The sequence below is a fragment of the Kerstersia sp. genome, assembly GCF_052103615.1.
Taxonomy (GTDB): domain Bacteria; phylum Pseudomonadota; class Gammaproteobacteria; order Burkholderiales; family Burkholderiaceae_B; genus Kerstersia.
Genome location: NZ_JBQEKA010000013.1, coordinates 35,798 through 60,465, shown reverse-complemented (window position 1 = coordinate 60,465; position 24,668 = coordinate 35,798). Strand labels below are relative to the sequence as shown.

Genomic DNA, 24,668 nt, shown 5'->3' with positions numbered 1-24,668 from the left:
ACAACACCTCCCCCGTCCCCCAGCCCAACGCCTTATACACCGCCACCGCATCCACATAAGACGCAGTCTCCGCCTCAGCAATCGCCTGCCGGGCCTGAAACAACGCCCGCTGATTCTCCAGCACCGCCAAATACGCCCCCGCCCCCGCGCGATAACGCTTATCCGCAATATCGAAAGCCGCCTGCGCATGCCGCGCCGACTGCAACAGCGCCGCCATCCGGCGCTGATTCTCAGACAAATGCGTCACCGCATTCTCAACCTCCTCCTGCGCCTGCAACAAAGCCTGCTCATAACGCGCCAAGGCCCCCTCGGACACCGCCTCCGCCCCCCGCAACCGGGCGCGTGCATTACCCAAACGAAACGCCGGCCAACTCAACCCCGGCGCCACCTGGAACGCCCGCGACGCGCTCCCCAAATCCCCATCACGCAACGCAAAAAAACCAATAAAACCGCCCAAATCCAGCCGGGGATACAACTCCGCCGTTGCCGCCCCCACATCCTCCACACTGGCCGCCAACTGGCGCTCCGCACGCACCACATCCGGACGCTGGCGCACCAGGGCATCCACATCCCCTAACGGCAACTGCCGCACCACAAACCCCGCGCCACGCTCGCCCGGCACCGCCAAACCCTGGCCCGGCGGCTTACCCGACAACACATCCAGCCGGTAATGCGCCTGCTGCAACGCGGCCGTCAGCGGCGCCAACGCTGCCTCGCTGCGCAAGCGCTGACTCTGGGCGTTCTCCAGATCCTCAGGCAACCCGCTGCCGGCACGCACCATCGCATCCGTCAGGCGCACAGTCTCCTGCCAATTGGCAAGCTCCTGGCGCGTCACCTCAAGCTGGCGCCGCAAACCCTGGGCCTCGAAATACGTTCGCGCCACCTCCGACGCAATACTCAAACGCATCAGCGACAACTCGGCCTGCGCCGCATCGGCACGCGCCTGGGCCGCCTGCTGCAAACGCGCCAGACGCCCGAACAAGTCGATCTCCCACTGCATATCGAAACCCGCCCGCCAGGACTCCGACAGCGCCCGGGCCGGCTCGCCATTCGCCCCCATCTGCTGCTGAATACCGCGTTCGTAACCCGCCCCGGACGTCACACCCGGCAGGCGATCCAGACGCCGCTCGTCAAACACCGCGCGCGCCGCATACAGCGACGCCTGCGCCTGGCGAATATCATGGTTATGCGCCAACGCAGCATCTATCCACGCCACCAATGCCGGGTCATCAAAAAACGTCCACCAGCGCGCCGGTAACGCCGCCTCCGCGGCAGCAAACCGCGCAGCCTGCTCACTGGCCAACGTAATGCCTGGCGTGGCTGGCGTTTCATAACGCGGGCCGACCATGCAGCCCGCCAGCAAAGCCAGCGCGCCCAGCGCCAGCCCGCGTGAAAAAAATGATGTCATAACGATCCCTCCAACGCCGCTTCGGCCTCGGACAACTGCCTGCCGCGCGCCGTCTGCACGCGATGATCACGCGCCAGCAGGGTATAAATCGTCGGCAGCACAAACAGCGTGAACACCGTACCGATCAGCATCCCGCACACAATGACCGCCCCCAGCCCGAAACGGCTGCTGGCGCCTGCGCCGCTCGCAAACAGCAGCGGCACAACACCGAATGCCATGGCCGCCGTTGTCATCAGCACCGGACGCAAACGAATCTTCGCCGCCCGCACAATGGCGGTTGAACGGTCCAGCTGCTCGCTTACCTGCAATTCATTGGCAAACTCCACCATCAAAATGCCGTGTTTGCTGATCAGGCCAATCAAAGTCACCAGACCGATCTGGGTATAAATATTGAGCGTGGCCCAGCCCAGCGCCAGCGGCAGCAGGGCGCCGCAAATCGACAACGGCACGGTAATCAGGATGATGAGCGGATCCACCAGGCTTTCATACTGCGCGGCCAGCACCAGATAAATCACCACCAGCGCCGCCAGGAAAGCGAACAGCAGGGCATTGCCTTCATGCACATACTGGCGCGATTCCGATTGCCAATCATGGCTGAACCCCGGCGGCAACTCCGCCGCCGCCTGCTCCAGAAACGCCACGGCTTGCCCCAGCGACACGCCTAGCGCAGGAATGGCCTGCAAGGTTGCGGCATTCTGCTGATTGAATTGCGGCAAGCGATTGGGCTCGACCTGGGTATCCAGCGTCACCACCGTGGACAAAGGCACCAAAGCCCCCGTATCGGTACGCACATACTGGCGTGCCAGGGCCTGTGATGTCAGGCGCTGCTCACGCACGCTTTGCGGAATGACATCATAGGAACGCCCTTGCAAGCCGAAACGGTTCAGGTAGTTTTCCCCCAGCAGCACACCCAGCGAATCGCCGATATCCTGCATGCGTATGCCCAGACTGGCCGCCTTGGCGCGGTCTATGTTCACCTGCGTCACCGGATTGTTGTATTCCAGATCGCTATCGACCACGACAAACAAGCCGCTGGCGCGCGCGCGTTCCTTCAACTCTTCCATGGTCTGATACAGCACCGGATAATCCTGCGCGCTGCGCAAGACCATCTGCACCGGCAAGCCCCCGCTGGACCCCGGCAAGGGCGCCAGCTGGAACACGAAAATGCTGCTGCCTTCGACATTGCTGACGGCCTGCTGCAAATCTGCCTGCACCTGCGCGGCAGAGCGCTCGCGCTCCCCCCACAAAGACAGATTGATGCCGCCGAAACTGGCCGATGGGCCGTCTGTGCCGTTGATGATCCAGGTGCCCGTCGTTTCCGGGATACTCTCCATGACCTCTTCCAGCTTTTCCGCAAAACGCTCGGCATAAGCCAGGCTGGCATGCTGCGGCGCCTTGATGGCAGTCAACACCGCCGCCTGGTCTTCTGCCGGCGCCAATTCGCGCTGCGGCAACTGATACAGGAACGGCAGCCCCGCACACACCAGCAAGGCAAAACCGCCGCTCAGCCAGCGCCGCCGCAAAGAAAATGCCAGCACAAACCCGTAACGCCGCGCCAGCCCGCTGAACACATGCTCGGCCAGACGGGCCAGGCGGCCCTCCTGCTGGCCCGCGGGCAGCAACAGCGAACTCATCACCGGTGACAGCGTCAGCGCCACCACCCCCGATACGATCACGGCGCCCGCCAGCGTCAGGGCGAACTCGCGGAACAAGGCGCCCGTCAGCCCGCCCATCAGGCCGATAGGCGCATATACCGCCGCCAGCGTCAGCGTCATCGCCACCACCGGCCCGGCAATTTCCCGGGCGCCTACCAGCGCGGCCGCCACCGGGCTTTTGCCGCTCTCGATATGGCGGTGCACATTTTCCACCACCACAATCGCGTCATCCACCACCAGGCCGATGGCCAGCACCATGGCCAACAGGGTCAGCAGATTGATACTGAAACCGAAAGCCAGCATCAAGCCTGCGGCACCCAGCATGGATAAGGGAATGGCCACCACAGGAATAATGACGGTGCGCAGCGACCCCAGGCACAGCCAGATCACCAGCACCACGATCAGCACCGCTTCCACCAGGGTATGCATGACTTCGCCGATGGAAGCCTCGATAAAGCGCGCCGTTTCGAATGCCAGCTCCACATGCACATCGGGCGGCAGGGTTTTCTCGATTTCCGGCAGCAGCTGCCGGATACCGTCAACAATCACCAGCGGGTTCCCGGCAGGGGTGGAAAACAAGCCCAGGTGCACCGCATTCCTGCTATCCATGCGGGCGCTGGTTTCCGTCGCGGCCGCGCCCAGCTCCACCGTGCCGATATCGCGCAGGCGCACCAGGCCATTGCCGTCATTGCGTATCACCAGATCCTGGAATTCCTGCACGCTGCCCAGATCGGTATTGACCCGGACATTGGACACCACATACTGCCCCCGTACCTGCCCGGGCGCCGCCTGATAGTTATTGCGCCGCACCGCGTCGGCCACATCACTGGCCGTCAGGCCGCGGCCCGCCAGCTTCTCGCTATCCAGCCACAGACGCATGGCCAGCTTCTGGCCGCCGAAAGTCTGCACTTTGGCCACGCCGTCGATACCGGAAAACAGCGGCTCGACCACACGCGACAGATAATCCGTCAACTCCGGGGTGGACAGGCTATCGCTGGAAAAACCGACATAAGCGACAGCCGTGGAATCCCCGGCGGACAGCTCCACCACCGGGTCATAGGCCTGATCCGGCAAGCGGTAGCGCACCTGATTGATCTTGGCCATGGTTTCCGTCAGCGCGCGCGTGGAATCGCGATTCAACTCCATGCGCAACGTCACCTGGCTATGCCCTTGCGTAGAGGAAGACGCCAGGTAATCCAGGCCTTCGACAGAAGACACCGCCTGCGCGATAGGCTGTGTCACAAACCCCTGCATCAGCTCCGCCGACGCGCCGGGATACTCGGTGCTCACAGTGACGGTCGAACTTTCCAGCAGCGGATACTGACGAATGGGCAGCTTGCCCAGCGCAAACAGGCCCAGCAGCACGATCAGGCAGCTCACCACCAGCGCCAGCACAGGGCGGCGCACAAACATATCGGTGAACTTCATGACCCGGCTCCTTCCGCAGCCGGCGCCTGCGGCGCGGCGCCGCCGGTTTCGTTCAAGGCGTCGCGCGCCACAGGCTCCACCTGCATGCCATCGCTCAGCTTGATCTGGCCGGACACCACGACCTGGTCGCCTTCGGCCAGACCGGATGCGATTTCCACCCTGCCATCCCAGCGTTCGCCTGTTTTCACTGCCATGCGGTGTACCGTCAGCCCTTGCTTGTCATTCTGGCGGGTCAGGAACACGGTCTGGCCGTACGCGTTGTAGGTCAGCGCGGTTTCCGGCACCGCCAGCACCATTTCCTGCTGCGGGCGCTGCACGCGGATTCCGGCAAACATCCCGGCACGCAGCACGCCATCGGCATTGGGCAGGCTGGCTTGCACCTGCACTGTGCGCGATGCACCTATCATCGGGTCGATGGCGGTAATGCGGGCTTCGAACGATTGTTCCGGCCAGGCGTCAAGCTGCAACACCACCGGCTGCTGCGGATGCAGATGCCGGACAGCCTGTTCATCCAGAGAAAAATTCACGTGCATGGTATGGGCATCTACCAGGCTCGCCACAGCATCACCGGCATTCAGATATTGCCCTTCATGCACGCGGCGGATACCGATGACCCCTGCAAACGGCGCACGCACCGCCTTTTGGGCGATCACCGCCTCGACACGGCGCAGCTCGCCTCTGGCCATATCGCGGGCAGCCACGGCATTGTCCAATTGCTCCTGTGTGGCCACCTGATCCGCCCGCAGAACACGCGTACGCGCCAGCACAGTTTCCGCATTACGCAATTGCGCCTGCAGCCGCAGCCGTTCGGCCTGCTCCGGCGCATCGTTCATTTGCACCAGCAACTGGCCTGCCTTGACCGTTTGCCCGGACTCAAAGGCAATGCGCGTTACCCGTCCCGGCGTTTCAGCCGCCAGCTCCACCTGGCGCGCCGCTTCCAGCGCCCCCACACCATGCAAAGCCCGTGGCGCCGCAAGGCGTTCCACCGGCGCCAAGGCCACTTTGGTGGCAGGCCAGGCGCCGCCTGCTTCAGCGCTGGAACGGTCTGTCACCAGCAACACCACCACCGCCAAGGCCGCCACGGCGACAGACACCGTCGCCATCCCCCAAAAACCCGTATTTCTTTTCATGATTTCCTCACTTCCCATCAGGGCCTAGCGCAGCCGCACCGGAATGGCCGCAGGCCGCTGGCGCAACCGGCTGGCAATCGCCGCTGCTATCAGCCCGCCAACCACCGATGCATGCTCCAGCGCCCAGAACAGCGCCAGCTTCGCCTGCGCTTCCGGCAGCGCCCAGAAGCGGTGCACAATCACCACTGCCAGCACCATAAAAACCGCCAATGCGCCGGCACCCAGCCACAACGCGCGGTCCAGCACGATCAGCAAGGAACCGCCCAGCAGCAAGACAGCGGTCGCAATATTGAAAAACAGGGCAGGCTCCAGGCCCGCGGCACGCATTTCCGCCAAGCCCCCTTGAAAGTCGATCAGCTTGGCCAGCCCGGAAGATACAAACACCACAATCAGCAGAATGCGGGCCAGCCACCAAAGCCATCTGCTTTCCAAAGCGTTATCGACAAAACTGCGCATGTGCATGACTCCAGAAGACGAGCCGGCAAGCGCTGCCGGGCTCACGAAACCGTAGGGGAACGAGAACAATGCAGACTTGCATTGGGGCTTGGGCTGGACTATAAAACCTCAAGTTAACTTGAGGTCAAGCATCATGGCGACGCAACAACCCATAGACTTATCCCGCCCGCTGACGGTGGGCGAAGTGGCGCACCGCAGCGGCGTGCCTGTCTCGACAGTGCATTTCTATGAATCCAAAGGCCTGATTGCCAGCACCCGCAGCGGCGGCAATCAGCGCCGTTTTCCGTCGCTGGTGCTGCGCCGCATCGCCATCATCAAAGTGGCGCAACGCGCTGGTATTCCCCTGGAAGAAATCAAGGAGGCACTCTGCCGCTATCCCGCCGACAGCAAACTGAGCGCCAAACAATGGCACGAGATGTCGTCGCTCTGGCGCGTCAGCCTGGACGAGCGCATCACCCGCCTGCAACGCCTGCGTGATGAGCTCGATAGCTGTATCGGCTGCGGCTGCCTGTCCATGGAGGACTGTCCGCTGCGCAACCCCGGCGATATCCTGGGCCAGGAAGGCGCGGGGCCGCGCATACTGGAACGGCCCCTCTCAGCACCGGAACAAGCGCAGGGCTAGGCCTGGCCGATTGCAGTGCCAATGGCCGCGGCAGTGAGGGGCAGAGCGCTCAGGGCTGGCCTTGCGCCAGCACCTGGGTCATGGCTTCCAGCAGGAAGTCCAGTTCCTCCGGCGTGATCGTGAACGCTGGCGTGACATAGGCGATCCGGCCAAATGGCCGGATCCAGACCCCGGCATCGGCAAAGCGGCGCTTGAGCGCTTCGCGGTCCTGAATCTGCCGCAGCTCCACCGCACCGATCGCGCCCAGCACGCGCACATCCGCCACCCAGGGCAAATCGGCCAACGGCGCCAGCCGCGCGCGCAACACGGCTTCGATGGCAGCCACCTGCACCAAGCGCGGCTCCTGCTCGAACAGATCCAGCGAGGCGTTGGCGGCTGCGCACGCCAGCGCATTCCCCATGAAAGTCGGACCATGCATCAAGGCGTGGCCCGGGTCATCAGACAGGAAACCATCGAATACCCGGCGGCTGGCCACCGTTGCTGCCAAAGGCAAGGTGCCCCCGGTCAGGGCTTTAGACAGCGTGATGATATCCGGCCACACGCCCGCCTGCTGAAAGGCGAACATCGTGCCGGTGCGTCCAAAACCGGTAAAAATCTCATCGAAAATCAGCAGCAGGCCGTGGCGGTCCGCCAGACGCCGCAAGCGCTGCAGCACAGCAGGCGCATGCATGAGCATGCCGCCCGCGCCCTGCACCAGGGGCTCCACCAGAATGCCAGCCAGCGCATGTGCCTCGCGCGCGAGATAACCGTCCAGCGCCGCTTCGGCGGCATCGTCCGTTGGCAAGGCAACGATGTCATGGCCAATCAGCATGCCCTGAAAGCGCGTGTGCATGCCTTCTTCCGGGTCACACACCGCCATCGTGCCCAGGGTATCGCCGTGATAGCCGCCACGAAATGCCAGAAAACGCGTGCGGCCAGTTTCTCCCTGGTTCAACCAATACTGCACGGCCATTTTCATCGCCACTTCCACCGCCACCGAGCCCGAATCGGTATAGAACACCCGTTCCAGCCCGCCGCCCAGAACGGCTGCCAGGCGCGCCGCCAACCGCAGCGCCGGTTCATGCACCAGCCCGCCAAACATCACATGCGGCATGGCTGCCAATTGCTGCTGCACCGCCGCGGCGATATGCGGATGGTTGTAGCCATGGCAGGCCGTCCACCACGAGGCCACGCCATCGACCAGCGTGCGCCCATCGGCCAGCTCGATCTGGCTGCCCGCGGTACGCACCACCGGCAGCGGCGGCGTGGCCGTCTGCATCTGGGTGTACGGCAACCAGATATGCCGCATGCCTGCCGCCATCCAGGGATTGGAATACGCGTCCATTTCACTTCACCCCATTAAAAAGTTAAAGATGAATATTGAATTTTGGCGCCATAAAGAACGCCGATAGGCACATTTTGAGCGACGATTGCCAAGCCAATTTTCCTGACTACAATCCGCCAAAACGCGATTCGGCGAGTGTACCCATCTCTTCGAAACCTCCAATTGCCGCTAAAACGCACCCATCTTCGCTCAATTGATGTCAAAAATAGATTCCATTTTGCAGCAGCACCTGGATAGGGCAGACGCGGCGCAGGCGCGCCGGCACTTGCGGCCCTGCCGTTCGGCGCCCGCCGGCTATGTCTGGCGGGAGGGGCAATTGCTGATGAATTTTTCCAGCAATGATTACCTCGGCCTGTCACGCCACCCCCTGCTCGTTGAGCGCGCTCACGCGTGGAGCCAGACATGGGGGGCAGGGGCCCAGGCTTCCCGGCTGGTATGCGGCACCTTCGATATCCACCAGCAGGTCGAAACCCGCCTGGCAGCGCTCAAAGGCACGGAAGCCGCGCTGCTGCTGGCCTCTGGCTGGCAAGCCAATGCCGCCGTGCTGCCTGCCTTGCTCAAGGCGGGCAGCAGTGCCGCGCCCCCGCTGGTTTTCTGTGACAAGCTGAACCACGCCAGCCTGCACATGGGCTGCCAGGCAGCCGGCGCGCGGCAGATCCGCTACCGCCACAATGACCTGGCGCATCTGGAAACCTTGCTGCAAGCGCGTGCCCATGAGCCCGGCACGCGCTTCATCGTCACTGAAAGCGTGTTCAGCATGGATGGCGATCAGTCCGATGTCGCCGCGCTGGCCGCGCTGGCCCGCCGCTACCATGCCTTTCTCTACCTGGATGAAGCCCATGCCACGGGCGTGCTGGGCCAGAATGGCATGGGCCTGAGCAGCGGCATCCCCGGCGTGGACCTGGCCATGGGCACCTTCAGCAAGGCGCTGGGCGGGTTTGGCGCCTATATCGCCGGATCCCGCGTCCTGTGCGACTATCTGGTGAACACCTGTTCCGGCCTGATCTACACCACCGCCTTGCCGCCCGCCGTGCTGGGCGCCATGGATGCGGCGCTCGAACTGGTGCCCGGCATGCAGGCCGAACGCGCCCGCCTGCAGTCTCACGCCAGCGGCATCCGCGGCCTGCTGCAGGAGCTGGGCCTGGATTGCGGCCCCTCCAGCACGCAAATCATTCCTGCCATCGCCGGCAGCGCCGAACACGCGCTGGCGCTCAGCCAACACCTGCAAGACCTGGGCTGCCTGGCCATTGCCATCCGTCCGCCCACCGTGCCCAGCGGCACCAGCCGTCTGCGGCTGACACTGTCTGCCGCCCACGGCGACACCGAAATAGACCGGCTCGCCAGCGCCTTGCGGCAGGCGGCCAGGCACTTGCCCCGGCGGCCCTGAACCCATGCCCGCCCCATCATCCCGCCCCGGCGCCAGCCTGCCGCCATGCACGCTTTTATTCGTCCACGGCTGGGCCTTTGACGCCAGCTTCTGGGCCGAGGTGCGCGCCCATCTTGCGGCCCGGCTGCCGCAATATCCGCAAGCCGCCCTGGATGCGGGCTACTTCACAGCCCCATCAGCCGCAGGCGCTGTGCCTGCCCATCGCCCGCAACCGCCAGCATGCCCTGGCAGCGGCCCCGTGATTGCCATCGGCCATTCCCTGGGCGCCATGCGCCTATTGGGCGAGCTGCCGCCCGCTTGCGCCGGGCTCGTGCTGGTCAACGGTTTTGCCCGATTCAGCCGCGCCCCGGATCATCCTCATGGCACACCGCCGCGCGCGCTCACACGCATGCTGGAAAAGCTCGCACAGGCGCCGCGTGAGCTTGTGGACGAATTCCGTGCCCGCTGCGGGGCGCCCGCCGCCGCCGGCGTGCCCGCGGCAGCCGCGCTGGCGGATGGGCTGCGCGCCTTGCGCGACCGGGATGAACGCAATGCGCTGGCATCCTTGGCGCTGCCGGTGCGACTGCTTGCCAGCCTGGATGACCCCCTGGTCCCCGCCGCCCTGTCCCAAGCCATGGGGATTCAAGATACCCACTGGCATGCGGGCGGCCATCTGCTGCCCCTGACGGACAGCGCCTGGTGCGCCAGCCGGATTGCGGAATTTGTACTGGACACCTATCCAGCGGGTAACGCCCATCCCCCTGGCCGCCCCTGTGATTCGCCCCCGCCAGCCATCGTTACTCACAAACTTATCCACAAGCCGGACATTGCCCGGCGCTTCAATGGCAGCGCCGCGCGCTATGACCAGCATGCCAGCGTGCAACAGCATGCCGCCCGTGAATTGGCGCAGCGCATTGCCCGTCTGCCGCTGCCGCCGCGCCCCCGCATCCTGGAAATCGGCTGCGGCACAGGCCTGCTGACGCGTGAGCTGGCAGGCCTGCTAGGGCCCGCTTCGTGGACCCTGACAGACATTTCTCCTGCCATGCTGAGCCAGGCCCGGCGCCACTTTCCCGGCGATTCGCAGCAGTTCCTGGCGATGGACGGCGAATATCCGTCAGGCCTGACAGGCCACTTTGATCTGATCTGCTCCAGCCTGGCCGTGCAATGGTTCGACGACCTGAACAGCGGCCTGGCACGCCTGGCGGCCTACCTGGCGCCTGGAGGCTGGCTGGCGTTCAACACCCTGGCGGCGGGCACTTTCCGCGAATGGCGCGCGGCCCATGAGCAACTGGGCTGGCAGGCCGGGACACGAAGTTATCCACCGGCAGCGCACATAGGCCGGAGCCTGCCATTTTCCGGCCATCTCGTGACGGAATCCCTGCGTGTGGCGCACACCGGCGGCCTGTCATTTCTGCGCGGCTTGAAGGCCATCGGCGCCACCTGTCCGGCCAGCCATCACACCCCCCTCTCGGCCAGCCAGTTACGCGCTGTCCTGCAGCGCTTCGACAAGGAACACCAAAGCGTGAGTTACGAAATTGCTTACGGCGCCTGGCGCCGCCCCCCCGCCGGCGTGTTTGTCACCGGCACGGATACAGGCGTTGGCAAAACCCTGGCCAGCGCCGTCCTGGCCCATGCCTGGCAAGCCGATTACTGGAAGCCCCTGCAAACAGGCCTGGCCGACGAAGCCGGTGACACCGACACCGTCGCCCGCCTGGCCGGGCTGCCGCCGGAACGCATCCACGCCCCGGGCGCCGCCTTGCAAGCCCCGCTATCCCCCTGGGCGGCCGCCGCCCTGGAACACACCGCCATCGACATGCACACGCTGCACCTGCCGGGCACGCAGGCGCCGCTGATCGTCGAAGGCGCAGGCGGGCTGCTGGTTCCCATCAATGAACACGATCTGATGCTGGATCTGATTGCCCGCTTCGACCTGCCGGTCGTCCTGGTGGCGCGCAGCACCCTGGGCACCATCAACCATACTTTGCTGAGCCTGCAGGCGCTCGCCGCCCGCCGGATACCTGTGCTGGGCGTCATTTTGAATGGCCCGCCGTCGCCCGGCAACCGCCGCGCCATCGAACATTTCGGCCAGGTCAGGGTACTGGCAGAGTTCCCGCCATGCGGCACGCTGGACACAGCCGCCGTGCATCACCTGGCCGCGCTCGTGCCTGCGCTGGATCGCTGCCTAGCGCAAGCGCCAGAATCTGCGCCAGACTCTGCGCCAGACTGTTCGCCATAACACCGCGCCGCCACGGCCTGCCAGCCCCAGGGCAGACCGGTCTGCCCTGGGAAAACACTACTACCCCCCAGTACCCCAAACAGGCTTCACTGTTCCGTGCCGGCCATCCTCACGCCCATGCCACGCTGCGCTGCGACCACGCCCGTCCGGGCAAGACGCGGCCCTCCATGCCTCCTGGACAGACTCTGCGTGCGGCAACCGGCAAGGAGACCAGGCATCATGGCCGCAACAGAAATACGCACCAGCAGTGTCCAGCAGTGGAGCGATATCGCCAGCAAGAACTTCCTTGAACTGGATATCGAATCCTCACGCAGCACCCGTTTTTTCACTAGCGCCCTGATCGCGCAATTCGGCGACAGCATTGCAGCCGAGCTCTACCTCACCGCCACGCGCGTGCTGCGCCCCCGGCTGATTGCCGAAAACGGCCCGCTGCCCTGTTTCAAGCTGTATTGGCAGCTCGATGGTGAAAGCCGCATCTGCCAGGGCAACCAGGACACGCGGCTGCGCAAAGGCATGTGGTCGGTCTATGACACGACACGCGAATACAGCATCGAGTCCTCCGAATACAGCCGTTCACTGGTGTTGCTGGTGCCCCAGCACGAAAGCCGCGGCTGGTCGCCTGCGGTGGCGGCGCTGGCGGGCCGCGCCATGGCAGGCGGCGGCACCGCCCATATCGTGCTGTCCAGCCTGAGCGCGCTCTTGCGCGAACCCGGCCCGCTGGATCCCGGCAGCCAGCAAGCGCTGCAAGACGCCACCGTCAACCTGCTACAGCAGGCGCTGGCCAGCCAGGCCCGCCAATATCTGGATACCCGCATCCAGGAACCCGACGCCCGGCTTCAACGGGCCATCCGCCTGATCAACGAACGCCTGTCCGAGCCGGGCCTGACAGCTGATGTCGTCGCGCGCGAGCTCGGCATGGCGCGCCGCACCCTCTACAACCTCTTTACCCTGTCCGGCACCACCCCTCGCGCCTTCATTCAGCAGGCACGCCTGGACTGGGCTTGCCAGATGCTTGCGCAACCGGCCTGGCGCGATACGCCAGTTGCCGAAATCGCGCGCCATACGGGCTTCGCCGACCCCGCCCATTTCAGCAAGGTATTCACCGCCAGACATGGCGTATCGCCCGCCATCTGGCGCATCGGCCAGCACAGCGGCAAAACCCCAGAACGGCCGCGCCCGCGCCCCGCCGCCCGCGAGCACTGACGCCTGCCCCGCGCCTGGCCTGACAGGCGCCAGCCCTCAGCGCCGCAACGCAGCCTGGCACGGGTGCGGGGCGCAAGCGGGCGCCCACGCATCCCGCCGCCGGCTGTCGGTGTTTTCCCTGAGCCTGCACAACCGGCCAAGACCGGTGCACATCCACACAAGGCCTGCCGCTTGCGTCTTCCTAGAATGGTTTCACCACAACAGGAGACACGCATGCAAGCAGCCGAACTTGCCAAAACAGCCATCCGCACCCAGCTTTTCATCCAGGGCCGGTGGTGCGATGCCGAGCAAGGCGCCACCTTCCCCGTTTACGATCCCGCCACAGGCGCCGAGATTGCCCAGGTTGCCGCCGGCACCGAGCAGGACATAGACCGCGCCGTGCAAGCCGCGCGCCAGGCGCTGCAATCCGATGCCTGGCGCCGCATGACGCCCGCCGCCCGGGAACGGCTGATCCTGCGCCTGGCCGACCTGCTGGAAACCCACGGTGATGAAATTGCCGCGCTGGAAACCCTGAACCAGGGCAAGCTGCTGCCCTGGTCACAAGCCATAGAAGTTGGCGGCAGCGCGCAATGGCTGCGCTATATGGCCGGCTGGGCCACCAAAATAGAAGGCAGCAGTTTCGACCTTTCCCTGGCCTTTCCGCCGGGTGTCCGCTACCGCGCCAGCACCTTGCGCGTCCCGGCAGGCGTGGTCGGCGCCATCGTGCCCTGGAATTTCCCGCTGGCCATGGCCATCTGGAAAATTGCCCCGGCTCTGGCCTGCGGCTGCACGGTGGTCCTCAAGCCCGCTGAAGAAACCCCGCTGACCGCGCTGCGCCTGGCCGAACTGGCCCATGAGGCCGGTTTTCCTCCCGGCGTGCTGAACGTCGTCACCGGTGATGGCCCGCATGCGGGCGCGGCCCTGGCGCGCCACCCTGGCGTGGACAAGATCACCTTCACCGGTTCCACCGAGGTCGGCAGGATGATAGGCGCGCAATGCGGCCACGATATCCGCCGGGCAACGCTGGAGCTGGGCGGCAAGAGCCCCGTCATCATCATGGACGACATGGACGTCGCCCAGGCCGTGCAAGGCGCCGCCGGCGCGATCTTCTTCAACCATGGGCAGGTATGCACCGCCGGCTCCCGTCTCTATGTGGCCCGGCCGCTGTATGACGCTGTTCTGGCTGGATTGGCTGACATTGCCGATGGCACGGTCCTCGGCAGCGGCTTTGACCCCGGCGCGCAGATGGGCCCCATGGTGTCCGCGCGCCACCGCGCCCGCGTGCTGGGATTTGTCGATGACGCCATCCGCGAAGGCGGCGACATCGTCGCGGGCGGCGATGCCGACGACAGCAACGGCTTCTTCGTGCGCCCAACCATCATCGCCAACCCCGGCGGCAAGCCCCTGACGCTGCTGCGCGAGGAAGTCTTCGGCCCTGTGCTGACGGCCATGCCTTTCGACGATTTCGATGAGGTGCTGCGCCAGGCCAATGACAGCAGCTATGGCCTGGGCGCGAGCATCTGGACCAACCGGCTGGACAGCGCCCAGCATGCCATCGACACCCTCCAGGCCGGCACAGTCTGGGTGAATAGCCACAACATGGTTGACCCCAACATGCCCTTCGGCGGCTTCAAGCAGTCAGGCCTAGGCCGCGAGCACGGCCGCAGCGCCATCGACGCCTATACCGAACTCAAATCGGTCTGTATCGCCTACTGAAGCCGTGCCGCTGACCGCCCCCTGCCTCCGCATCACTTCCCCATCACCTCCCTCTGATTTCAACAAGGAACCCTCCATGCCAGTCTCTCCCCACCACGCCGCCGGCCTGGCCTTGCGGCACCAGATTTTCGGCGCTGCCGCCACGGATGCCCAGATCGCCAAGGCCAGCGCCTTTCTGCGCCCCATGCAAGACATGGTGACCGCCGATTGTTTCGGCCAGGTCTGGACCCAGCCCGGCCTGGATCTGCGCCAGCGCAGCCTGGCGACCATCGCCATGCTGATCGCCCTGGGGCGCTCGCACGAGTTGCGCATTCATGTCCGGGGCGCCATTCAAAACGGCGTCACCGTGGAAGAACTGGGCGCGCTAATGCGCCATGCCGCGCTCTATTGCGGCATTCCCGCCGCCGTCGATGCCTGGCTCAATACTGATGCCACCTTGCAGGATCTGGGCCTGGTTGCTGCCGCGCCGGAGCAAACGCCATGACCGGGACCACGCAAATTGCCTTCATCGGCCTGGGCAACATGGGAGAACCCATGGTGGCCAACCTGGCCAAGGCCGGATTTCCCCTGCGTGTCTTCGACCTTGCCCCGGAACGCCGCGACCACATCGCCAGCCAATATGGCGCCGTGCCATGCAGCAGCTGGGCCCAGCTGGCCGCCGGCACCCGGATTGTCATCACCATGCTCCCTACCGGCAAAGAAGTCCGTGCCGTGCTGCTGGAAGCCGATGGCGGCCTGGCCGCCCATCTGGCCCCAGGCACCATCATCATCGACATGAGTTCCGCAGACCCGCTGGGAACCCGCGCCCTGGCGGCGCAATTGCAGGCCGCCGGCCTGACCCTGATCGACGCGCCTGTCTCCGGCGGCGTCCCGGGCGCGGTGGCTGGCACGCTGACCATCATGGCCGGAACGAACGCCGCAGACGCCATCGACACGGCCATGCCGGTGTTCAACGCCATGGGGCAGCGCGTCTTTCGCACGGGCGGCTCGGGCTCAGGCCACGCCATGAAAGCACTCAACAACTTCGTCGCCGCTGCCACTTATGCGGCCACCGCGGAAGCCTTGATGATAGGGCAGACCTTCGGCCTGGACGAAAGCCTCATGGTGGACATCATCAACCTATCTACCGGGCGCAGCTTCAATAGCGAAAAAGTCTTCGCCGGACATGTCGTCACCGCCACCTACCAAACCGGCTTCGCCCTGGGCCTGCTCACCAAGGATGCGGGCATTGCCAGCCAATTGGGCCAGGCGCTGAACACCAACGCGCCTGTCAGCCGCCTGGTGGCCGAACGCTGGGCCGCCGCCTGTGAGGCGCGCGGCCCGGCCTGCGACCAATCGACCGCCTGGCTCGCCTGGCGGGCGGGGCATTAAGGAAACGCCATGACCACTGTGGATCACTCCCTGCCCGCGCTGGGCTTCATCGGCCTGGGTGTGATGGGCCGCCATATGGCGTCTCATCTCTCCCGCGCCGGCTATCGCCTCAGCCTCTATGACATTGACGCGGCCGCCGCCGCGCAATTGGCGGCCACGCTCACGCACGCCCGCGCCGCCAGCACCCCGGCGGACGTCGCGCGCCATAGCGACATCATCATCACCATGCTGCCTAACGGCCAGGTGGTGCAGCAGGTCGTGCAAGGCGAAAACGGCTTGCTTGCCGAACTGCGCCCGGGCAGCCTGCTGCTGGATACCTCATCGTCCGAACCCTGGATCACGGAACAAACAGCCGCTGCCCTGGCCGCCCGCGGCGCCAGCATGGTCGATGCGCCGGTTTCCGGCGCCCAGTGGGGCGCCGAAGCGGCCGAGCTGGTCTTCATGGCTGGCGGCACCGACGCGGACATGGCGCGCGTGCGGCCCCTGCTGGATTGCATGGGCCGTGCCACCTTCCACCTGGGCGGCCTGGGCGCCGGGCATGCCATGAAATCGCTCAACAACATGATTACCGCCATGAATCTGCTGGCGCTGTCGGAAGGTCTGGCGCTGGGCACCCGGCTCGGTCTGGATCCTGCCGTCATGACGGATGTCCTGCTGCAATCCACAGGCGGCTCCTGGGTCTGCCAAACCCATGTCCGCCAGCGCGTGCTCAACCGCCGCTTCGATGATCCGTTCAAACTGGAACTGATGCTCAAGGATATTGGCATCGGCATGGAGCTGGCCGCGCGCCAGCACATGCCCGCGCCATTTTCCGGCAACGGCCAGCAACTCTGGCGGGCCGCCTCACTGGCCGCCGGGCCCGGCGCCAGCGTCAGTGAACTGGTGCGCTGGGTCGAGCAATTGACCGGCACGGACATCGTCTCGGCCTCCGAACCGCCAGCACCTGCCTGACCAGCAGGCAGCCACCCCCGCGGCTGCCCCCGCAGCCGCTGCCTCACCGGCAACACCCCACCCGCGACACCTCAGATATCCCATAAGAAAACGAGGAGACATCATGTCCAAGATCATCCGCCACTGCCGCCAGCTCTGTCTGGCCCTGGGCCTGCTGGCCAGCCTGCCGGGCAGCGCCAGTGCTGCCACCGAACTGACCGTCTCATCCTGGCTGCCGCCGGGCTATTTTTTCGTCACTGACGCGCTTCGCCCGTGGGCCGAAGCGGTGGAAAAAGAAACCGAGGGCAGGGTCAAAGTCACCATCCTGCCCGCGCCGTTAGGCCGCCCGCAGGCCGCCTTCGACGTCGTCCGCGAAGGGCAGGCCGATGTCAGCTATGGCGTACACGGCTACCAGCCCGGCCGCTTTGAACTGACCAAGATTGTTGAACTGCCTTTCACCGGCAACTCTGGCGAAGCGATCTCGGCCGCCTACTGGCGTATCTACAAAAAATACCTGGAAGCGGCCAATGAACACCGCGGCGTGCAGGTGCTAAGCGTCTATACCCACTCGCCCGGCCATATCTTCCACCTCACCCGGCCCATGCTGTCGCTCGACGACCTGAAAGGCCAGAAGATGCGTGTGGGCGGCGGCATCATGAATGAAACCGCGCAGAAACTGGGCATGAGCCCGCTGTTGCATCCGGCGTCCGAGCTTTACCAAATCCTTTCCAACAAGATTGCCGACGGCGCGCTGCTGACCCTGGATGCGCTGGAAGGCTTCAAGATCAGCAACCTGATCAAGCACATCACGGAAGTGCCGGGCGGCCTCTACAACTCGTCCTTTTTCTTCGTCATGAACCGCGATAAATTCGGCCAGTTATCCCCGGAAGACCAGGCCATCATCATGCGGCTGTCCGGCGAAAATTTCGCGCGCATGGCCGGCCGCTCCTATGATCAGGTTGCCAATAAAGCGGCGGATGTCATCCAGGAACACAATATTTCCCTGCATGCCGCGCCGCAAGACCTGCTGGCGGACATCCGCGAACGCACCGCCCCCATGGAGGCCGCCTGGATCGCCAACGCCGGCAAAAAAGGTGTGGACGGACGCAAAGCCATCGACGAACTGCGTGCGCTGGCGGCTGAATTCGCGGAAGCCCAGCCATGAACCGGCCGCCCTCACTGCCAGTCAGGCTCGTCGCGGGCCTGACCACTGCGCTGAACGCCATCGCCGCCATCCTGCTGACGGCCATGATGCTGCTGACCGTCATTGATGTCGGCGGGCGCTACTTTTTCAACCGCCCCGTGCTCGGCTCCTTTGAAATCACCGAAATCATGCTGGCGGGGCTGGTGTTCTGCACGCTGCCGCTCGTTACCCTGGCGCATGAGCATATTTCAGTGGACTTGTTCGAGAACGCGCTGCCAGCCCGCCTGCGGCGGCTGCGCAATGCGCTGGTGCAATGCCTGTGCGCCGTCGCCATGCTGTTTGTTGCCTGGCGTCTCGTGCCCAAGGCCATGGACGCCAGCGCCTATGGGGATACCACGGCTTCGCTGCTGATCCCCATGGCTCCGCTGATCTGGCTCATGTGCGCCATGGCGGCGCTCACCGGCCTGGTATTTCTGGGGCAGGCCGGGTGCTCGCTCTTCGCCGCCCCGGCTTCAGGCTCCGGGACGCCTCTTTCTCAGGCAGAACAACAATGACTGCAACCCTGATCGGATTTCTGGTGTTATTCACCCTGATGGGACTACGCGTTCCCATCGCCTTCGCCATGGGCCTGGTGGGCTATGCCGGGTTCGGCTTTCTGGTCAACTGGAATGCCGCCTCCGCCATGGTCGCCAGCACCGTCTATGAAACCGGACTGACCTACAGCCTCGCGGTCATTCCCCTGTTCATCCTGATGGGCAACCTGATTACGCAGGCCGGGCTATCGCAACAGCTCTATGCCGCCTCGTATGCCGTGCTGGGGCACTACCGCGGCGGCCTCGCCATGGCCACCATCCTGGCCTGCGGCGGGTTCAGCGCGCTATGCGGCTCCAGCCTAGCAACCGCCGCCACCATGGCCAAGGTTTCCTATCCGTCGATGTCGCAGTATGGCTATTCCCCCCAGCTCGCCAGCGGTTCGATTGCCGCCGGCGGCACACTGGGCATTCTGATTCCACCCAGTGTCATCCTCATCATCTATGGCCTGATGACTGAACAGGATATCGGCAAACTCTTCATTGCCGGCCTGTTGCCCGGCCTGCTGGCCATCCTTGGGTATCTCGCGGCCGTGATGTTCGTCACCTGGCGCAATCCCAAAGCCGGCCCGCCGGGCGCCAAGCTGCCGCGCAGCGAACGCATCCAGGCCATCAAGAACGTCTGGGGCATCGTCGTGCTGTTCGGCGTGGTCATCGGCGGCATTTATGGCGGCATTTTCACGCCCAACGAAGCCGCCGGCATCGGCGCGGCAGGCGCACTCTGCTTCACCCTGGCCCGGCGGCAACTCACCTGGAAGCTGTTCTTCCGCATCCTCGTCGATAGCGCGCGCACCTCGGGCATGATTTTCGCCGTCCTGATCGGCGCGATCATCTTCTCGAACATGATCAACATGACGCAAACGCCGCTGCGCCTGACGGAATGGATCATCGCTCAGCAGCTATCGCCCATGCTCGTCATCCTGGTCATCATCGTGATCTACCTGCTGCTGGGCGCCGTCATGGAAAGCATGTCCATGATCCTCCTGACCGTGCCCGTGTTCTACCCCATTATCGCGGCCCTGGATCTGGGCGGCATGATGGATCCCGGCATGGTTTTGATCTGGTTCGGCATCGTCGTGGTCGTGGTGACGGAAATCAGCCTGATTACCCCGCCAGTCGGCATGAATGTCTTCGTCATACGCGCCGTGATTCCCGAGCTCTCGCTAGGCACGATTTACCGCGGCGTCACGCCTTTCTGGATCGCGGATATCGTCCGCCTGGCCATCCTGATCTTCCTCCCGGCCATCACGCTGTGGCTGCCATCCCTCATGTAAGCCCGCAGGGCGCCGCTGGCGCCCACAAAAAACCCGGCCTGCCGCGCAAGCAGCAGGCCGGGAGGCAGGCAAAAACCGTGAACTCAATATTTCATGCCATTCGCCTCGGCGATTTCCTTCAAGGCTGCCGCCAGCGCGGCGCCATCCAGTTTCTTTTCACCGGCTTCGGCAATCCAGGTATCCGTCAGCGCCTGGCCGGCATCACGCATTTTTTGATACTCCACCGTGGATATCTCGGCCACCTGCGCGCCTTGCGTGCGTACCTGCTCACGCGCCGCATTGGCAGAACGCTCCCAGTTCGCCCCCATGCTCATGGACAGCCCCAGGCCGCTGTTGCGGTCAACGATTTCGCGCAAATCATCGGGCAGCGATTCATAGCGCTTCTTGTTCATCAGCAGACTGAGCAAGGTTGTGGAAAAAATGGGCTGGTCTTCGGCAGGCTCGGCATGAAAACGCGTGACCTCATCCAATTTGAGGGCGGGCAGCACTTCCCAGCCGACCAGCGCGCCATCCACCACGCCCTTGGACAAGGCTTCCGTCAATTGCGCCGGCGGCATGCTGACCGGCGTCGCCCCCAGGCTATCGAGCAGCCGCGCCGTCATCCGCGTGGAGGCGCGCAGCTTCACGCCCTTGAAGGCCTCCAGCTCAGTCACCGGCTTATTTGCCGTGTGCAGCTGCATGCCGCCGTCGCTATGCAAGGCCAGCACATGGTAGTCCTTGAAATCATCCTTCAAGCTGCTTTCGTAAAACTCCCAGATGATCTTCGAACCGATTTCCCCCTTGGCAGGCAGCATGAAGGGCAATTCCACCGCTTCGCTGCGCGGGAAGCGGCCAGTCGAATAACCCGGCGCCGTCCAGACCACATCGGCCGCGCCGCGCCGCGCCGCACCTGGTCAGCCAATTGCGCAGGGGTGCCGCCCAGCTGCATGGAAGGGTAGATCTGGCAGGTCAGGCGCTGCTGCGATTCGCGTGCCAGCGTATCGCACCAGGGCTGAATGACATTCACCTGGGCATTGGAGGTGGCCGGCAGGAAATGGGAAACGCGCAGGACAACCTTGTCCTGCGCCTGGCCGAGCGCGGGTGCCATACAGGCCAGCGACAAGGCGATAGGGGTCAATGCCTGGGATAGACGACGCATGAAATGTCTCCGGTCTTGTTTTCTTGTATTAGGTTGCTGGTTTGTGGATATCTCTATGGATAACCCTGTTGGTATGACATGAATATCGCTGTGGATACCTGGCTGATAACCTTGTCGATAACTTTTCCGGCGCCAGCCGGAAAGCCGCATCCAGCCTGACGGATAGCGATACCGCCAGGCTGGATCTGTCTTTGCTGGACGCATGCCGCGGGCGTCCTGGCCGCGCTGCTCAGGCGGAGACGCCCGTCAGCTGCGCCAGGCGCGCCTGCGCCTCGCGGTCGGCGCGTTTTTTCAGGTAAATCCGCATGGCCACCGCAGGCGCATCGCTGCCGACCGAGATTTCATAGTGGTTTTCATCCACATCGTCGATCACGGCTTCCAGCGCCCCCAGGCCATCGACATCCTCCTTGAAGGCGGCAAACAGCTGCTCGTGCATGAATTCCCCCAGCGCCGTATCGGCCTGGGCAAAATCACGGCCATGCACAATGTGGTAATGCATGCTGTGGTCGGTTTCCGGGGTAATGATGTGCGCGGTATGGATATGGAAAACCGGGCGGGTTTCCTCGGGCAGGGCGGTGTCGTAGAACGTCACGCTGACGCGGTGCAGGCCGGGCGACAGGAATTCGGAAGTCACGATACGCGCGGCGGTCGGGCCGGTAATCCCCGTGGTATTGCCCCAGACCGGCGACAAGGTCGTCGGCACAATACGCCGCAGCAGCCGGTAATAGCCTTCTTGCTTCAGATCCAGCTCAAAGGGCGCGCTGGCGTAGTCGGGCGTGCCTATGGTGTTGGCATGCAGGAATTGCAGGTGTGTCAGATCCAGCAGATTCTCGTGCATGCTGACGTAATTGCCGGGATGGTGAAAATAGCCTGAGCTGCACTCCCAGTCAGGATTCTCTATCCAGGGCTGATGGGGCAGGGTGCTTTCATCGGCCAGCTCCGGGTCACCCATCCAGATCCACAGCAGCGGGCCTTTTTCCGCCAGCGGATAGGAACGGACGCCTATCCCGCGCGGACAGGTCTTTTGCGAGGGCGTTTCAATCAGATTGCCCTGCTCGTCATAACGGAAGCCGTGATAGCCGCACACAATGGTGTCGCCATCCAGCCAGCTGCGCGACAGCGGAAACGAACGGTGCGCGCAGCGATCTTCCATGGCGACCGCCTTGCCATCCAGCGTGCGATAAAACACCAGGCGCTTGCCCAGGATCGTGCGCGCCATCAGCTCACGCCCGACATCCCCGGAAAAAGCCGCGACATACCATTCATTAAACACAAACGGCGTATGGCGCGTGGCCATCTGCGCCGAAGCCTTACGGGAATTGACGATGATGTTCGAAGTCGGCAGGGTCATTCTTGTCTCCTCTTTCTGATGGCTGCGCGCCCGGCTTCAAACCGCTGACGCCAGCCTAAAAATCTGTTGATAACTTATGTATAAACCTGTGCATGACATGCCTCGCGCCGCTTGCGGCCTGGTGGCGATGGCAAACTCCGGAGCCGCTACAGTTCCAATTCCAGCGCAGGCGTCAGCGCACGCGAACAGCAGATCAGCATGGTGTCATTGGCCTGTTTTTCTTCATCCGACAGCACTAGATCGCGGTGATCCGGCGTACCGGCATGCACGCGCGTTTCACAGGAACGGCAAATCCCGGCGCGGCACGAAAACGCTGGCGACAGGCCAGCCTCTTCCATGGCTTCCAGAATGCTTTGTTCCTCGCTGACCCACAGCGTTTGCCCGCTCTGGCGCAGGATGACTTCAAACCCGCCGCCGCTGCCGGCAGCGGTGGCGGCGGCTGGCCCGGCATCGGCACCCGGCGCGCTGACCGGCGCGGCAAACCATTCGAAATGCACCCGCCCGGCCTGTGCCGCCGTGGCCTGCCTGACCGCTTGCATCAAGGGATCGGGGCCGCAACAGTACAGATGCTCGTCCGGCCCCAGGGAAGCTGCCAAAGCCTCCACCGCCAGCAGACGGCCAGCCTGTTCATCATTGAAATGCAGCTGCACCCGGCCACGCCCCTGATCCAGCGCCAGCAGGTCTTCATAGAAAGCCGCCCGGTGACGGCCGCGCGCGGTATAGATCACCCGCCAGGGGCGGCCCTGGCGTTCGGCCCAGCGCGCCATAGCCAGAATCGGCGTGACGCCGATGCCGCCCGCCACCAGGCAATACCCGCCAGCCTGTTCGTCCAGCGCGAAATGATTGTGCGGCCCAGTCACCTTGACGCTGTCGCCTTCGCGCAAACCGCCATGAATGAAACGCGAACCGCCGCGGCTATCCGGCGCCAAACCCACGCCCACGACGTAGCGCTGGCGCTCGCTGCAATCATTGAGCAAGGAATAATGGCGGATCATGCCGTTGCCCAGGCGCATTTCCAGGTGCGCGCCCGGCGTAAAAGGCGGCAACGCCGCGCCGTCGGGATCCACCAGCTCGATGGCCAGCACATCCTTGGCTTCCGCCGTCACGCGGCTGACCCGCAAATTCATGGAGTGGGGCGCGTTGCTCATTATCGTTCTGCCTGCGAAAGCGCCGCTGCCATTGCGCCATGGCAGCCGGCGGGAGTTGTCTCTGGCAAACAGATTACCGGCACGCGGCAGAAGCGCTGTCATCCCTGAAGAGGACAGCGCCGAAGCACCTTGCCCCCGCCCCAGCCGCTTATCCCGGCAAACTGGCGGCAATTGCCTGGCGCACAGCAGGACAAACCTGGATTGGCAGGCAGCGCCATTACACGGAGAATAGGGGCAACATCGAACCGAGAGCGTCTGCCATGATCAGTATCTGGAATACCTCCAACGCCTCGCCCCAGCCCGACCTGCAACGCATCGTCAACCTGACCCGCGCCATGGGCAGCGAGCACTTCCCGGCGTCCCTGCTCGACAGCCTGTCATTCTGGGTCAAATCGCAGCACTTCAACGTGCTGCGCATTTCCCCCCAGCACCCCAGCCTGCTGCTGGCGGGCTCGCGCCATCACGATAGCCGGCTGGTCTGGCGTTGCTGGGACGACTATTCCCAGCGTTTTCACAGCCATGACGAACTGGCCAGCCGCATGCAAAGCCATCAGCCCATGGAGCGCCCCCTGATCGGCCATCTGCTGGCTGAAGACATCCGTTTTTCGCCGTACCGGCAAGAGATTTATCAGCGCCACGACATGAGCGAACGGCTCTGCAGCCTGTCCTGGGACGACAGCGGCACGCCGCTGATGCTCAATCTCTACCGCCACCGCGATGCCGGTTACTTCAGCGACCCTGAAATCCAGGCCTTCGAGCAACTGACCCCCGCGCTCCTGCAACTGGTGCGCGGGCATCTGGCCCTGCAGCGGCAGCAATCCCCCACGGAAAGCTGGCGCATCACGCTGCTGCGCGCCGCCCCGCAACTGACGGAAAAGGAACTGGAAGTCTGTCTGCTGCTCTTGCGCGGCCTGACCCACGCTGGCATAGGCGCCACGCTGGGCATCAAGGAAACCACCGTCAAGACCTACCGCAACCGGGCCTTCCTGCGGCTGAACATCAACTTCCGCAGCCAGCTCTTCGCCTTGGTCAATGCCCCCTGTACGCTGGCGGGCACTGCCTGAGTGCCGCCCCAGCAGCCCGCAGGCAAACCGCAGCCAGGCGGCCAGGCGGCCAGCCCGGGCCGGACGGATGCCATGCGCGCCGTCCCATTCCCTGCCCGCCATTCCTTGCTCGCCATTCCCTGCTCGCCACTCCCC

The 24,668-nt window shown here is 64.2% G+C and carries 19 protein-coding genes and 1 pseudogene; 12 read left to right on the top strand and 8 right to left on the bottom strand.

The features are described from left to right. From ACTJGZ_RS05490 to ACTJGZ_RS05475, 4 genes are all read right to left on the bottom strand, one after another. Nucleotides 1-1,408 (bottom strand): efflux transporter outer membrane subunit (locus tag ACTJGZ_RS05490; protein WP_441661934.1); only part of this gene is annotated, 1,408 nt, incomplete at its 3' end. Beyond that, nucleotides 1,405-4,491 (bottom strand): MexW/MexI family multidrug efflux RND transporter permease subunit, encoded by a 3,087-nt coding sequence (locus tag ACTJGZ_RS05485; RefSeq protein WP_441661933.1) that lies wholly within the window; start codon nt 4,489-4,491, stop codon nt 1,405-1,407. The genes ACTJGZ_RS05490 and ACTJGZ_RS05485, both read right to left, overlap by 4 nt. Beyond that, nucleotides 4,488-5,621, bottom strand: coding sequence for an efflux RND transporter periplasmic adaptor subunit (locus ACTJGZ_RS05480; RefSeq protein WP_441661932.1), 1,134 nt, complete (start codon nt 5,619-5,621; stop codon nt 4,488-4,490). Before ACTJGZ_RS05480 ends, ACTJGZ_RS05485 begins: the two co-directional genes overlap by 4 nt. Before the next feature lie 24 nt (nt 5,622-5,645). Then, entirely contained in the window at nt 5,646-6,077 is a 432-nt protein-coding gene (locus ACTJGZ_RS05475) for a DoxX family protein (RefSeq protein ID WP_441661931.1), read from the bottom strand. Between the two features lie 133 nt (nt 6,078-6,210). On the opposite strand from ACTJGZ_RS05475, the gene soxR reads away from it, so the two are divergent. After that, entirely contained in the window at nt 6,211-6,699 is a 489-nt protein-coding gene (gene soxR, locus ACTJGZ_RS05470) for a redox-sensitive transcriptional activator SoxR (RefSeq protein ID WP_441661930.1), read from the top strand. 49 nt (nt 6,700-6,748) lie between these two features. Here soxR and ACTJGZ_RS05465 read toward each other — a convergent pair whose 3' ends face one another. Beyond that, a complete protein-coding gene (locus ACTJGZ_RS05465) occupies nt 6,749-8,023 on the bottom strand; it encodes an adenosylmethionine--8-amino-7-oxononanoate transaminase (RefSeq protein WP_441661929.1) in 1,275 nt (424 codons plus the stop codon). Nucleotides 8,024-8,219: 196 nt separating this feature from the next. Between ACTJGZ_RS05465 and bioF the strand changes: the two genes are divergently transcribed. The 10 genes from bioF to ACTJGZ_RS05415 all read left to right on the top strand — a co-directional run bounded on the left by bioF (nt 8,220) and on the right by ACTJGZ_RS05415 (nt 19,832). After that, the gene (gene bioF, locus ACTJGZ_RS05460) at nt 8,220-9,410 is read left to right on the top strand and encodes an 8-amino-7-oxononanoate synthase (protein WP_441661928.1); all 1,191 of its coding nucleotides are present in this window, start codon (nt 8,220-8,222) and stop codon (nt 9,408-9,410) included. A 790-nt stretch (nt 9,411-10,200) separates the two neighbouring features. Further along, entirely contained in the window at nt 10,201-11,625 is a 1,425-nt protein-coding gene (gene bioD / locus ACTJGZ_RS05455) for a dethiobiotin synthase (protein WP_441661939.1), read from the top strand. A gap of 219 nt (nt 11,626-11,844) precedes the next feature. Beyond that, nucleotides 11,845-12,828 carry a helix-turn-helix domain-containing protein gene (locus tag ACTJGZ_RS05450; RefSeq protein WP_441661927.1) on the top strand — a complete coding sequence of 328 codons (984 nt, stop codon included), beginning with the start codon at nt 11,845-11,847 and terminating at the stop codon, nt 12,826-12,828. 213 nt (nt 12,829-13,041) lie between these two features. Further along, nucleotides 13,042-14,523: a phenylacetaldehyde dehydrogenase StyD gene (gene styD, locus ACTJGZ_RS05445; protein ID WP_441661926.1), complete on the top strand. Its 1,482-nt coding sequence runs from the start codon at nt 13,042-13,044 to the stop codon at nt 14,521-14,523. Between the two features lie 76 nt (nt 14,524-14,599). Continuing rightward, a complete protein-coding gene (locus ACTJGZ_RS05440) occupies nt 14,600-15,007 on the top strand; it encodes a carboxymuconolactone decarboxylase family protein (RefSeq protein WP_441661925.1) in 408 nt (135 codons plus the stop codon). Further along, a complete protein-coding gene (locus ACTJGZ_RS05435) occupies nt 15,004-15,894 on the top strand; it encodes an NAD(P)-dependent oxidoreductase (protein WP_441661924.1) in 891 nt (296 codons plus the stop codon). The genes ACTJGZ_RS05440 and ACTJGZ_RS05435 overlap by 4 nt, the downstream gene beginning before the upstream one ends. A 9-nt stretch (nt 15,895-15,903) precedes the next feature. Continuing rightward, nucleotides 15,904-16,845, top strand: a complete 942-nt coding sequence (locus ACTJGZ_RS05430) for an NAD(P)-dependent oxidoreductase (RefSeq protein WP_441661923.1) — start codon at nt 15,904-15,906, stop codon at nt 16,843-16,845. Between the two features lie 103 nt (nt 16,846-16,948). Then, nucleotides 16,949-17,989 (top strand): TRAP transporter substrate-binding protein, encoded by a 1,041-nt coding sequence (locus ACTJGZ_RS05425; protein WP_441661922.1) that lies wholly within the window; start codon nt 16,949-16,951, stop codon nt 17,987-17,989. Then, the gene (locus ACTJGZ_RS05420) at nt 17,986-18,522 is read left to right on the top strand and encodes a TRAP transporter small permease (RefSeq protein WP_441661921.1); all 537 of its coding nucleotides are present in this window, start codon (nt 17,986-17,988) and stop codon (nt 18,520-18,522) included. The genes ACTJGZ_RS05425 and ACTJGZ_RS05420 overlap by 4 nt, the downstream gene beginning before the upstream one ends. After that, a complete protein-coding gene (locus tag ACTJGZ_RS05415; protein ID WP_441661920.1) occupies nt 18,519-19,832 on the top strand; it encodes a TRAP transporter large permease in 1,314 nt (437 codons plus the stop codon). Before ACTJGZ_RS05420 ends, ACTJGZ_RS05415 begins: the two co-directional genes overlap by 4 nt. An 83-nt stretch (nt 19,833-19,915) precedes the next feature. Here ACTJGZ_RS05415 and ACTJGZ_RS05410 read toward each other — a convergent pair. From ACTJGZ_RS05410 to ACTJGZ_RS05400, 3 genes and pseudogenes are all read right to left on the bottom strand, one after another. Then, nucleotides 19,916-20,701, bottom strand: a pseudogene (locus tag ACTJGZ_RS05410) (TRAP transporter substrate-binding protein); the annotation flags it as partial. Nucleotides 20,702-21,199: 498 nt separating this feature from the next. After that, the gene (locus ACTJGZ_RS05405) at nt 21,200-22,321 is read right to left on the bottom strand and encodes a Rieske 2Fe-2S domain-containing protein (RefSeq protein ID WP_441661919.1); all 1,122 of its coding nucleotides are present in this window, start codon (nt 22,319-22,321) and stop codon (nt 21,200-21,202) included. Nucleotides 22,322-22,467: 146 nt separating this feature from the next. Beyond that, on the bottom strand, nt 22,468-23,469 hold the full coding sequence (locus tag ACTJGZ_RS05400) for a PDR/VanB family oxidoreductase (RefSeq protein WP_441661918.1): 1,002 nt from the start codon (nt 23,467-23,469) through the stop codon (nt 22,468-22,470). A gap of 260 nt (nt 23,470-23,729) precedes the next feature. On the opposite strand from ACTJGZ_RS05400, the gene ACTJGZ_RS05395 reads away from it, so the two are divergent. After that, the gene (locus ACTJGZ_RS05395; protein WP_441661917.1) at nt 23,730-24,533 is read left to right on the top strand and encodes a helix-turn-helix transcriptional regulator; all 804 of its coding nucleotides are present in this window, start codon (nt 23,730-23,732) and stop codon (nt 24,531-24,533) included. Nucleotides 24,534-24,668: the final 135 nt, after the last annotated feature.

Bases quoted from the DNA above. Each gene is read 5' to 3' on its own strand.
- ACTJGZ_RS05485 (WP_441661933.1), bottom strand. From the start codon at position 4,491: ATGAAGTTCACCGATATGTTTGTGCGCCGCCCTGTGCTGGCGCTGGTG.
- ACTJGZ_RS05480 (WP_441661932.1), bottom strand. From the start codon at position 5,621: ATGAAAAGAAATACGGGTTTTTGGGGGATGGCGACGGTGTCTGTCGCC.
- ACTJGZ_RS05475 (WP_441661931.1), bottom strand. From the start codon at position 6,077: ATGCGCAGTTTTGTCGATAACGCTTTGGAAAGCAGATGGCTTTGGTGG.
- soxR (WP_441661930.1), top strand. From the start codon at position 6,211: ATGGCGACGCAACAACCCATAGACTTATCCCGCCCGCTGACGGTGGGC.
- ACTJGZ_RS05465 (WP_441661929.1), bottom strand. From the start codon at position 8,023: ATGGACGCGTATTCCAATCCCTGGATGGCGGCAGGCATGCGGCATATC.
- bioF (WP_441661928.1), top strand. From the start codon at position 8,220: ATGTCAAAAATAGATTCCATTTTGCAGCAGCACCTGGATAGGGCAGAC.
- ACTJGZ_RS05450 (WP_441661927.1), top strand. From the start codon at position 11,845: ATGGCCGCAACAGAAATACGCACCAGCAGTGTCCAGCAGTGGAGCGAT.
- styD (WP_441661926.1), top strand. From the start codon at position 13,042: ATGCAAGCAGCCGAACTTGCCAAAACAGCCATCCGCACCCAGCTTTTC.
- ACTJGZ_RS05440 (WP_441661925.1), top strand. From the start codon at position 14,600: ATGCCAGTCTCTCCCCACCACGCCGCCGGCCTGGCCTTGCGGCACCAG.
- ACTJGZ_RS05435 (WP_441661924.1), top strand. From the start codon at position 15,004: ATGACCGGGACCACGCAAATTGCCTTCATCGGCCTGGGCAACATGGGA.
- ACTJGZ_RS05430 (WP_441661923.1), top strand. From the start codon at position 15,904: ATGACCACTGTGGATCACTCCCTGCCCGCGCTGGGCTTCATCGGCCTG.
- ACTJGZ_RS05425 (WP_441661922.1), top strand. From the start codon at position 16,949: ATGTCCAAGATCATCCGCCACTGCCGCCAGCTCTGTCTGGCCCTGGGC.
- ACTJGZ_RS05420 (WP_441661921.1), top strand. From the start codon at position 17,986: ATGAACCGGCCGCCCTCACTGCCAGTCAGGCTCGTCGCGGGCCTGACC.
- ACTJGZ_RS05415 (WP_441661920.1), top strand. From the start codon at position 18,519: ATGACTGCAACCCTGATCGGATTTCTGGTGTTATTCACCCTGATGGGA.
- ACTJGZ_RS05405 (WP_441661919.1), bottom strand. From the start codon at position 22,321: ATGACCCTGCCGACTTCGAACATCATCGTCAATTCCCGTAAGGCTTCG.
- ACTJGZ_RS05400 (WP_441661918.1), bottom strand. From the start codon at position 23,469: ATGAGCAACGCGCCCCACTCCATGAATTTGCGGGTCAGCCGCGTGACG.
- ACTJGZ_RS05395 (WP_441661917.1), top strand. From the start codon at position 23,730: ATGATCAGTATCTGGAATACCTCCAACGCCTCGCCCCAGCCCGACCTG.